This window comes from Sphingomonas sp., from assembly GCF_036387595.1.
GTDB lineage: Bacteria > Pseudomonadota > Alphaproteobacteria > Sphingomonadales > Sphingomonadaceae > Sphingomonas.
The window spans coordinates 63,981-74,542 of sequence record NZ_DASVTL010000069.1 but is presented as its reverse complement, the minus strand read 5'-3'; the positions used below and the strand labels follow the sequence as shown (position 1 = coordinate 74,542).

The window sequence follows — 10,562 nt, the reverse complement described above, 5'->3', positions numbered from 1 at the left end:
GCGGGCACCGCGTTGGACAGCGCGCTGACCAGGCCGTGAAAACGCGATGACACGATCAGCTCGGCGGCCGCGATCGCAGCCTTGGTGTCGAGCGGGGAGGGCAAGTCGACAAGCTCAACGGGCTCAGCGAGCGTGGCGTTGATCTCCTGCGCAAGTTCGCGATCGGGGGCGCCTTCGTGGACCAGAAGATCGACGGTGCGGCCGCTTTCCCGGATCGCGTCCACTGCGACGCCCATGGCTCTGACGTAGGCGGCACGCTGCGGCGCGCGGTCACCCGACACCATCTTCTCGTTGGGGATGACGAAGCTGTGGCCGGCCAGATGCGCGAACGCGGGCTTCAAAGGCGGGTGGAGCAGGTTTGTGAAATCAGGTGCAGCGCGCACGCGCGGATGGCCGGGCGCGGCAGCCTCAACGTGCGCCATCGACTGCGCATCACGGACGAAGGCGACGTCGAGCAGGTCCAGCGACTCGGCGAACGCCTTCTTCATGCCCGGCGCGTCGAATGGCCCGAGGGCCTGCGGGAGCAGAACGGCGACGCGGCCCGGTTGCTTCCAGCCCTTTAGGACGCCAAGCAGGCGGGTGCGTAGCTTGTCAAGGCCCCAGAAATCGCCGTAGCCGAAGCCGGAAGAGTCGAGAATCACGTCGACATGGTCCGGCAGCACCAGCCCGCGGCGCAGGAGCAGCCCGCGTGGCACGAAGCGGAGCAGCTTTGCCTTGCGCCCCTTGACGGGCAGGACGCCGAGTAGCCCGTGACGCCGGCGATAGTCCGCGGAGATCGAGGTCGGCACCGCCAGCCTCGCTTCTGGAAGGTCGTGGGCGAGCCGTTCGCGGATCGCTTCCAGCATCAGGAGGGCACCCTTGTTGCGCTCGAACACGCCCTGCACCTTGACGATCACTGGTTGTAGCTCCTGACGCGATCCAGGCCGCGCTTCGAGGAAAAGGGCACCAACCCTTGGGGATCCGGCCAACCGAAGGCGAGCAGCATTACCACGCGCTCGTCGGCCTCGAGATTGAGCCGCTCGCGCATGCGAGTTTCATACGGCTCGTGGTCCGGCCAGTTGATCGAGCAACTGGCGGCCCCCATCGTCTCCAGCGCGAACATGAACGACATCGCCGCGAGCGAGGCGTCGATGTAGATCGCATGGCGGTCGCGCTCGTAGGGATAGGCGCGAAGCTGACCCACGATGACGGCGAGGTGAGGCAGGCGGTCGGCAAAGCCCTTGGTGCCCATCGCGAGCGCCGCGATCTCCCGCGCCTGCGTGGAATCGTCGAAGATGCGGAAGTGGAAGGGCTGACGATTGCACGCGCTGGGGGCCTGCACGGCGGCAAGGAGCGCCTTGTCGATCACCTCGCGGGGAACCGGCCGATCCTCGAACCAGCGGACCGAGCGGCGGCGGCGGCACAGCGCCATGAAGGCGCCGTAATCGACGCTGGCGGGCTGCGAAAGATCGCGGGCGAAGGGCACTTGGGCGTCGCCCAGTTCGGGCAGCGCGACATGATCCTTGCCGATCAGTTCGTACAACGCGCGGGCGCGCTCAATCCGGGGCTCCGAACGGTCGACCGCGTCAAAGTAATGCGACAGGACATCATTGGACCAGTGGAGCTCGCTGCTCCACGCGCTCGCCTCGGCCCGCGCGATCTGCCCGAAGATCGTCACCGTCTCTTCGATGAAGTCGCGGCCGAACACGGCGCGACGGGGCCGCATGACCAGCCCCTTTTCCAACCGGTGGACGTTACGGCGGAGGAGGTAGTAATTGAGTCCGCCGTCGTTGCGATCCTGGATGTAGCGGAGCTGGCCCGCCGCCACCGCCTTCGCCTCGCGCGACAGCTCCGGGTTAAGGAGGCCGTAATACAGACCGTTAGCGAGATTGTTCTGGGACACGAGCTTTAGACGACGCCGAAGCTGGCCTGCGCGATAGGCGCTGCGCCACTGGTGGAACTTGCTTCGCCAACCCTGCGGCAGCTTGCGCCCAACGCTCTTTGCCAAACCCATGTGTATTCTCCGGTCGGTCCCCGGGGACCGTCATAGGGCGTCCGCTTAGCACATTGCGGCCGTTCGTTGCGAGGCTCGGCGTCTCACCCGACCGGGTCGTCCGGCAGCGGATCCGCCGGAGCTTTCGCCGTCTTGGATCCGATCTGGTGGCGACCGAGCATCGTAAGAACGAGCGACTTGAGCGCCCGACGTGACGCGGGGACGATTGCCGCCGCCAGCAGGAGCCCGAGCGCGCCACCAAGGCCGATCAGGACGAGCGACACCAGATCGCCCTGCGAGGTGTAGGTTGCGCCGAAATACCCCCCAGCGCATCCCACTGCCGTCCCCAGCCCCAGCGGCAGCGACGGCAGCAGCGCACGCCACTGATCGGCCATCGTGATCGGCCCGCTGCGTCCGGCGATGCGGACGCGGTTGGGCAAAATCGCGATCGTGCCGAGGGTAAAGCCGAGCGCCGCCCCGATAAGCCCGAACTGCACGCCGACCACCGTGCCGACAAGGCGTGCGAGAAAATCGAAGATACCCGTCGTCCTGAGCTCACCCGATCGGTTCTGGCTAACCAGGAGGTCGGAGATGGGCGAGATGACGCCGTAGACCGCAAGCCCCGGTGCCAAGGCGGACAGCACCTCTCCCGCTTGCGTCCATTTGTCGCCGAGCAGCAGGCGGACGAGCGGCATGCCGGCGAAGCACAGGAAGACCGACGCGGGCACCATTGCGGTGCACAGCCGCTCGACCAGGCCGAGATAGGCAATGCGATACTGATCGGGAAAAGGCCGGAGCCGCGCCATCACGGGCAAGGTTGCCTGCTGAATCGGCCTGAGCACGTTGGTCATCGGCAGCATGTACAGATTGAACGCGCGGTTGAAGTGGCCGAGGCTGACGGTGCCGAGATCGCGCCCGATGATGATCACGCTGATGTATCGCGAGGCGAAATTCAGCGTCGAGTAAAGGGTGGCATTCGCCCCGAACTTCAGCAGGTCTCGCGCTTCGGGGACCATGCGGGGCCGGTCGGGTCGCCATTTGGTCGCCCACAGGTTCATTGCCGAACTGGTAAAGGACTGCGCCAGGCCAGTAGCGACGATTGCCCAATAATCGCGCCGGATGATCGCGACCGCAAGCCCGACCAGGAAGCCGACCAGCAGCGATACGGTCTCCACGGCCGCAACCATGCCGAACCGCAGGTCGCGACGCATCAGCGCATTGTGCTGGAGCGACAAGCCGCCGATTACGAAACCGATGAGCGATACCAGGACGATGTCGCGCACCGCGGGCTCGTGGTAGAAGTCCGCGATCAGTGGCGATGCGGCGGCGATCAGCAGCGCCATTGCGGTGGTGGCAGCTGCATTGAACCAGAATAAAAAGCTGACCTCCGCCTGATCGATATGCCCCTTGCGCAGCGAGGCGTTGGTCAGGCCGAAGTCGCGGAAAACCTGGACGAAGGCCAGGATGACGATCGACATCGCGGCGAGACCATAATCGCGCGGCGACAGCAGGCGTGCGATGGTGACGGTCGAAATAAAGCCGATTGCCGCGGCCACCCCGCGGCGGCCGAGCAGGTACATCGGTCCGGTACGGGCGCGTCGATGCACCTCCTCCACCGACATCGATTTCATCGCCATGGTGTAATCCTGTTTCGCGTCATGCGCGTCGCGCCGTTCCGCCTGCGCTGATCCGCACCGCCTCGCCCGCCGAGGCGACGAACAGCAGCGCGAGCAGGCCGGTGAGGCCGAGCTTGGTCGCGACGGGCTGGGGCGTGCGCCAGACGTCGCGGGTGCGGTATGCGGTAACGCGCGCCAGGCGGTTGGTCCAGTAAAGCGGATTGCGGGTGCGGCCCTGGCTGACCATCTGGCCGCCGACCACCCGGCGCGCCTTGCCGGTAAGATCGGCAAGCGTTGCGCGCGCGGGGTGGAAGACGAGCATCTGCGGTGCATAAGCGACCGGATACCCGGCAGCGGCCATTCGCTTGGCGAGGTCGACGTCGCCCCCGGATTTCAGGTCGGCGCGAAAGCCGCCGAGTTCGCGTATCAGCGCGGCGGGGCTCAGCCAGTTAGCGGTCACCGCGCGGCCTTGCTTGGCGAGCTTCTCCTGGTTGAAGGCGAACAGGCGTTCGTAGGCGTCGCATAGGCCCGCGCCGTCCGCCTCCAGTTCGACGCGGCCGGCGATCACGCCCGCGTGAGGGTTGGCGCGTCCTGCTTCCAGCGCGGCGCGGAGCCAGTCGCGGTCCGCGCGGCAGTCCGAATCGATGAAGGCGAGCCACTCCCCGCGAGCCGCCGCAATGCCGCGGTTGCGGGCGGCGTAGGAGCCGGGTTGCGGTTCCTCCAGCAGGATGACGGCGGCGGCGCGGGCGACGTCGGGGGTCGAGTCGCTCGACCCGTTGTCAACGACGATCACCTCATAGGCGCCGCGCGGCAACGTCTGCTCGGCGAGTGATGCGAGGCAGCGGCGGAGGTCGTCCGGGCGGTTCCAGACGGGGACGATGACGCTAACTCGCGGTGTGGTCATCGCGGTGCGCTTACGAATACTGTCGGGGCGGCTTGCTGCGCGACGATGCGCGCGCCGGCGAGGCTCAGGTGATGGCGGTCGAAGTAAAGGGCACGGCCGTCGCGGTAGATGTCGCACGCGTCGCCACGGCACAGCGCGTCCTTGGGATCGACTATGGGCACGCCGCTTGCTCGCAGCTGGTCGAAGGCGGGACGGACATACAGCGTTTTCGCGACGATTTCTGAGCGCGCGCGGCCGTGCTGCTCGGCGAGGCGGCCCTGCTGGGCAAGGTGGGCGAGAAGGCGGGGGACGTCGGTTTCCTGCGGCGGAATCGCGTCGAGCAGCACGACCCGGCGGCCCGAGGCGCGCAGGCGCTGGACCGTGGCAATCAAGGCGTCGGACAGGCCGCGGCGGCGGGAATTGGCGGTGTCAGCCCAATAGCCTACGAGGACGACCGTGCGGATGGCGCGCCTGGCCTCGATCAGGCGCATGACCGCCAGGTTAAAGCGGTTGCACATGGCGGTGACGTCAAGACCAACGACGGGGGTGCAGCTCGATCCGGTGGCCTGCATCAGCGCGCGGCCTCGCGAGCGTGCGATCTCACCGAGCGCATAGGCGATCTCGACGCCGTGGCTGTCGCCCCAGACCAGCGTGTCGGGCGCGACGTTTGCGCCGATGGAGCAACGCTCACGCGCGATCGCGCGGATACTGTTGACGTGGCAGCGGGTGCGCAGCGGGCTGACGTCCTCGGTTGCTTCCGCCAGGCGCAGCACGTCGGGACGGAAGCGGCCGGGCCAGCCGCCCCCTGCCATGACCACGGCCGAGATCGCAGCAAGCGCGGCCGCGCCGGTTGCCGCCTGGCGGAACAGGCGCGGGCGGGGGATGCGCTGGCGTGAGCGGAAGGGCTGCTCGACGAAGCGCCACGACAGCGCGGCCATGAGGAAGGCCGCGGCGACCACGGCGACCGCCCACGCACCCGACAGCCCCCGGTCGCGGGCGTAGTCGGTGAAGACGATCAGCGGCCAGTGCCAGAGGTAGAGCGAATAGGAAATGAGGCCCACCGCGACCATCGGCTTGATGCTCAGCAAGCGGCCGACGAGCGTGCCGGGCGCGCAGTGGATCAGCGCCGCCGCGCCGAGCACCGGGAACAGCGCGGCGGCGCCCGGAAAGCGCGTCCGGCCGGTGAAGGCGAACACCGCCCAGGCGATCGCCGCCAGCCCGGCGATCGCGACGATCTCGCGCGCGCGGCGATGACGGATCGCGGGCACCGCACCGACCGCCAGCAGGGCGCCGGCTGCCAGTTCCCAGGTGCGCGACACGGGGAGGTAGAAAGCGGCGCTCGGATAGGCGCGGGTCTGCCACACACAGAACAGGAGCGAACCCGCGAAGATCGCCCACAGCACCGCGGCCCGCCACCGCGGCAAGACCCGGGCGACGAAGACCAGCAGCAGCGGAAAGACGATGTAGAATTGCTCTTCGACCGCGAGGCTCCAGGTGTGGAGCATCGGCTTGGTATGCGCCGACGCGCCGAAATAATCGGATTCGAGCCAGAAGTTGACATTGGAGACGAACAGCAAGGTGGCTACGATGGACCGGCCGACGCTTGCGAAATCCTTGGGGAAATAGAGGACTGCAGAGGCCGCCAGCACAAAAACGATGACCGCGAACAGCGCGGGCAGGATGCGGCGGATGCGGCGTTCGTAGAAGGCGACGATCGAGAAGCGGCCCTCATCGACCTCACGCGCGATGATTCCGGTGATCAGGAAGCCCGAGATCACGAAGAACACGTCGACGCCGACGTATCCGCCGCTGAGCGCGGACCATCCGGCGTGGAAGAACACGACCGGCAGCACCGCGATTGTGCGCAGGCCGTCGATGTCGCGGCGGTAGCCGGTGGAGCCGTCACGCATGGCCGGTGCCTCCATGATTATCCAGCATGTCCGCCGGGTACCAGATCGCGTCGGGGCCTCCATGGCGGCGACGGGCGCGGGCGCAGGCGGCGATCAGTTCCTGCGACGCTTGGCGATTGATATAGCCTTGCGACCCGTCGTGCGAGACGATCCGTGCCGGAACGCCGACGAGAACCGCGCCATCCTCGGCACTCTTGTTGACCACGGCATTGGCACCGATCGCGACATCGTCGCCGATCGTGATCGGGCCGGTGACCCTCGCCCCAGACGCGATAAAGACCCGGTTGCCGACCACCGGCGACCCGATGATCTTGCCGCGGTTCGTCTGTCCGAACAGGATCATCGGGCTGAGATTGACGTTCGCACCGAGCAGGCAGTCTCCGTTGACGTAGATGCCGCCAAAGCGGGTCACGAACAGGCCCGGGCCGATATCGGCATATTCGGCAATCGCCATGCCGAACAGGTGTCGATAGTGGAGGAGGAGGAGCTTGAACGGAGGGTATAAAGTATATTTCGCGAGTCCGTTAACCTTCAGATAGCCGACGATCCGAACAAGCGCGATGTATTTGTAGCCGGCATTAAACAGGAACAACTTAAGCCATTTCAGCGATCCCGTGCCTTCGTAGCGCTGCAGATCCCCCTTCAGCAGCAGGCGCAATTCCTCCAGGCTTCGGGCGCAGCCGCGCGTATGCGGTTTTGCCAGCTTCGCGAGCTGGTCACCCGGGACGTGAAACGGCGACTTGAACACGCGAAATCCTAAATGCCTGCGCCTTCTCGTTCCTTTAGAAGACGAAACGCTAACAGTCAGTGCCGCGCGAGCAGCCGGTGGTAGATGTCCAGCACACGCGCCGCGTGGGTGGCGGGATCGACGTCGTGGAAGAGTGTCGTGCGCTCCTCCACATCCAGTCGTGGCGGCTGGTCCAGCGCCTGGAGGATGGCAGCTCCGAACGCGGCGGCATCGGCGTCACGGGGTACGAGGAGCCCGCCGCCCCAGGTTCTGGCGATCTCGCCATGCCCGGCATCGTCGGTGGCGACATAGGGGATGTCGAGCATCAGCGCCTCGACCAAAGTACGGCCGAACGGCTCGGCGAGCGCCGGGACGGCGAGCACGTCGAGGCCCGCGAGGTTCCGTTCGGGCGGCGATCGGAACCCGGCAAACGCGACCCGGTCGGTGATGCCGAGCTCGCGAACGCGCGCCTCGAGCCGCTCGGCGCTGCCGTCGCGGTCCTGTCCGAAGAGGATGAAGCGGGCGGACGGGTCGGAGGCAGCAACGACCGCGGCGGCTTCGATGAAAAAGTCGGGGCGCTTGCGGCGCGTGAAATTGCCGGAGGTGCCGACGAGCCGCAAGCCGGAAACCGGCCATCGGTCCTCCCACTCCGCGCGCGCCTCGGCCCGCGTCACCGTTCCCGAAGGTGGCGAGAACGGATTCACGATGTTGGTCACGTCCATGCCCTCCGCACCCTTCAGTCGCACACGACACGCATCGGAAATGCAGATGACCGCGTCGGCGCGGCGGAGCAGGCGACGATCCGTCCAGTCACCCTGACCGAAGGCACGATTGTGATAGATTAGCGGCAACCCCAGGCTCTTTACGGCGGGCGCCCACGACGCCATCGTCCAGAGATCGCTGACGTGGACGAGCGCGTTCTGCCCGAGCGCGGCGAGCGCGGCCCGCCGGCGCGCCAGATGCGTGAAGTCAGTGCGTGCCAATCGCCGACGCTTCGGCGCGACCGGCTCCTCGAAGAGGTCCAGCCCGCGCCGGCGTGCCTCGGCGGCGATGCTGGATCCGGCAGGCGCGATGATCCGAACCGACACCCCGTGCGCCGCGTGCAACGCGTGCGCCAGCGTGAACGTCGATATATGGCTGCCGCCCGTGCTGGTGCCCGTGAAGGGAAACAGAACCGGCCCGATCGCGTCCATTGCGTTCCTGCAGCCCCCGATGTGCACGCGTTGACGGCTTGGCCGCTTCGCGTCTATCCCATGCTGCTGCGCAGCAGGCAAGGGGTAGTCATGGTTGACAGGATAGGGGTCGAAGAGTTCACGCGTCGTCGTCGGAAGCTGATGCGGACGTGCGCCGATCCGCTTCGTGGCTGAGAACCTGCCCATCGCCACGGTGCTGATGCCCTATACGACGCTGGAGATCGGCGGCAGCCACATCTCCGGCACCTCGCTGGCGCAGGGGTTGCAGCGGCGCTACGGTATCCGATCGGTGGTGATCGCGCCGCACGGGGCCGAGGTGCTGCGGCTCGCCAAGTCGCTTGGGCTCGAAACGCTGGAGACGCGCGACAAGCCCGGTGCGCGCGTCCTGCCGCATCATGATGCGATCCGGACTCCGGCGCGGGTCGGTGTGCTCCGCAAGCTGGGCGCGCGCACGCTGGTCCATTGCAACGACATGGGGGCGGTGCAGGCGTGGTTCGGCGCGGCGCGGCTGACGCGGACTCCGCTGGTCTATCACAACCGCGGTTTCGCCAAGCCCCGATGGTACAACAATCTGGTCATTCGATCGGCCGATCACGTCGTCGCGATCTCGCGGGCGTGCGAGGCACGGCTCGGCTATCTGCCCGCCGACAAGCGCACGGTGCTGACCAACCCGTTCGCGACCCCCACCGACTATGACGCCGCCGCCACCCGCGCGGGGCTTTTCGCCGAGTTCGGCGCGAACAGAGGGGAGCGGTTGATCGGCTTCGTCGGCAATTTCTGGGAACGCAAGCGACCAACGCTGTTCATCGAGATGGCGACGCGGGTGGCCGCCAGCGACCCATCCACGCGGTTCGTGCTGTTCGGGCGCGCGGGCGACATCACGGTTGCCGCGTTGCAGGCGCAGGTGGACGCCGCAGGGATCGGCGACCGGGTGCTGCTGGCCGGGTTCCGGCTACCTCCCGAGGCAAACCTCGCGGCGCTCGACCTGCTCGTCATGCCCGCGCTCGACGAACCGTTCGGGCGGACGCTCGTGGAGGCGCTGCTGCTCGGCGTGCCCTACGTCGCCGCCGACGACGCCGGGCACAGCGAAATCCACGCGCGTTGGGGCGGGGGAGTTTTGATGCGCATGGACGCAACCGCTGAGGATTACGCCGGCGCCGTGCTGAAGGCTTTGCGCGAAGGCGGCGTGGCGCTGCCCGCAGCCGAGCGCGAACGCATTGCCGCGTCGGTCCGGCCCGAACGCCACGCCGAGGAGGTGATGGAGGTCTATCGTCGGGTCGCGCAGCCCAGACCCAAGGTCACCTGACCGTGGCCGACGATTAGCGGCGTACCGGCGGGCACGTCGAGGTCGCAGCGATCGATCACCAGCACGGCGTCGCGAGCCTCGACCCGAACGATCGGCGCGAGCGTGGTCGAGCGCACCACCAGCCGCGAGATCCGCCAGTTCGCGCCGCGGCCAAGCCACACGTGCGCGCTGCGCGCCGATTCGCTGGTGATCGTCGTAGCCGTGCCGGTGCCCCAGAAGCGGTAATTGCGGCTGTTGTTGCGCGCGACCGTATCCTGCAGCCGGGTATCGCGGCTCTTAAGGTCGAAGCCGCCGTCGCTGTTGTTCTCGGCGATTACCCGCGCGATCGTGACGTTGCTGACGCCCCCCTCCAGCGCGATGCCGTCGCCGTTGGTGTATTTGCCCTCGACCCGCGCCATCCGGAAACCGGCGACGCGGCCGTCGTGGATAGAGATGTTCGTGCCGCGAACGATGGCGATCCCCTGAGGCAGGTGAGGCCTTACCTGAGGCTCGGCGCGCATCGACAGGTCGAAGCCGCCGATATCAACCTCATCGGCTTGACGCAGACGGATGCCGTCGCGCTCCAGCCCGGCCGCGATCAGCCCGGTGATGCGCAGGCGACGCACCTCGGACTCGCGTGCGCTCTCGACGGCGCGATAGGCACCCTCGATTCGCGCGGGGCCGATCGTCGCACCGCTGATGCTTCCGCGGATGACGGCCGCGCCATTCGTTCCCGGTAGCCGGAGCGGGCGTCGCGGCGTCCAGCGCTGATTCGAGGTGAGCACCGTCGAGCCATGCCCGCCGGGCGATGGTACGCGCTGCGCGGCAGCTGACACCGCGATCGCCATACCGGCGGTTACCAGAACAATCCGCACATTCTCTCCTCGCCAACGTCGCTCGAGTCCTGCGCCTGCCACAAGAGCACGCCCCCGACAACGTGGTTGACTTGTTGGAACAGAAAAGGAACATGCGCCGT

General features: G+C 67.3%; 9 protein-coding genes. 1 reads left to right on the top strand and 8 read right to left on the bottom strand.

The window, feature by feature from the left end; genetic code table 11:
* The 7 genes from VF643_RS05905 to VF643_RS05875 all read right to left on the bottom strand — a co-directional run.
* Positions 1-896, bottom strand: an 896-nt coding sequence (locus tag VF643_RS05905; RefSeq protein ID WP_331042450.1) for a polysaccharide pyruvyl transferase family protein, incomplete at its 3' end; no start/stop codon positions are given.
* Positions 893-1,993, bottom strand: coding sequence for a nitroreductase family protein (locus VF643_RS05900; RefSeq protein WP_331042449.1), 1,101 nt, complete (start codon positions 1,991-1,993; stop codon positions 893-895). The genes VF643_RS05900 and VF643_RS05905, both read right to left, overlap by 4 nt.
* Positions 1,994-2,076: 83 nt before the next feature.
* Positions 2,077-3,609 carry a lipopolysaccharide biosynthesis protein gene (locus VF643_RS05895; protein ID WP_331042448.1) on the bottom strand — a complete coding sequence of 511 codons (1,533 nt, stop codon included), beginning with the start codon at positions 3,607-3,609 and terminating at the stop codon, positions 2,077-2,079.
* A gap of 19 nt (positions 3,610-3,628) precedes the next feature.
* A complete protein-coding gene (locus VF643_RS05890) occupies positions 3,629-4,492 on the bottom strand; it encodes a glycosyltransferase family A protein (protein ID WP_331042447.1) in 864 nt (287 codons plus the stop codon).
* Entirely contained in the window at positions 4,489-6,381 is a 1,893-nt protein-coding gene (locus VF643_RS05885) for an acyltransferase family protein (RefSeq protein ID WP_331042446.1), read from the bottom strand. Before VF643_RS05885 ends, VF643_RS05890 begins: the two co-directional genes overlap by 4 nt.
* On the bottom strand, positions 6,374-7,129 hold the full coding sequence (locus VF643_RS05880) for a hexapeptide transferase (protein WP_331042445.1): 756 nt from the start codon (positions 7,127-7,129) through the stop codon (positions 6,374-6,376). The genes VF643_RS05885 and VF643_RS05880 overlap by 8 nt, the downstream gene beginning before the upstream one ends.
* Positions 7,130-7,185: 56 nt before the next feature.
* Positions 7,186-8,301 carry a glycosyltransferase family 4 protein gene (locus tag VF643_RS05875; protein ID WP_331042444.1) on the bottom strand — a complete coding sequence of 372 codons (1,116 nt, stop codon included), beginning with the start codon at positions 8,299-8,301 and terminating at the stop codon, positions 7,186-7,188.
* A gap of 166 nt (positions 8,302-8,467) precedes the next feature.
* Here VF643_RS05875 and VF643_RS05870 point away from each other — a divergent pair, with 166 nt between their 5' ends.
* Complete coding sequence (locus VF643_RS05870) at positions 8,468-9,607, top strand: glycosyltransferase family 4 protein (protein WP_331042443.1); 1,140 nt, start codon at positions 8,468-8,470, stop codon at positions 9,605-9,607.
* Here VF643_RS05870 and VF643_RS05865 read toward each other — a convergent pair.
* A complete protein-coding gene (locus VF643_RS05865) occupies positions 9,568-10,461 on the bottom strand; it encodes a hypothetical protein (protein WP_331042442.1) in 894 nt (297 codons plus the stop codon). The genes VF643_RS05870 and VF643_RS05865 overlap by 40 nt on opposite strands.
* Between the last annotated feature and the right edge of the window lie 101 nt (positions 10,462-10,562).

Coding starts and splice junctions, on each gene's coding strand:
- VF643_RS05900 (WP_331042449.1), bottom strand. CDS start 1,993: ATGGGTTTGGCAAAGAGCGTTGGGCGCAAGCTGCCGCAGGGTTGGCGA.
- VF643_RS05895 (WP_331042448.1), bottom strand. CDS start 3,609: ATGGCGATGAAATCGATGTCGGTGGAGGAGGTGCATCGACGCGCCCGT.
- VF643_RS05890 (WP_331042447.1), bottom strand. CDS start 4,492: ATGACCACACCGCGAGTTAGCGTCATCGTCCCCGTCTGGAACCGCCCG.
- VF643_RS05885 (WP_331042446.1), bottom strand. CDS start 6,381: ATGCGTGACGGCTCCACCGGCTACCGCCGCGACATCGACGGCCTGCGC.
- VF643_RS05875 (WP_331042444.1), bottom strand. CDS start 8,301: ATGGACGCGATCGGGCCGGTTCTGTTTCCCTTCACGGGCACCAGCACG.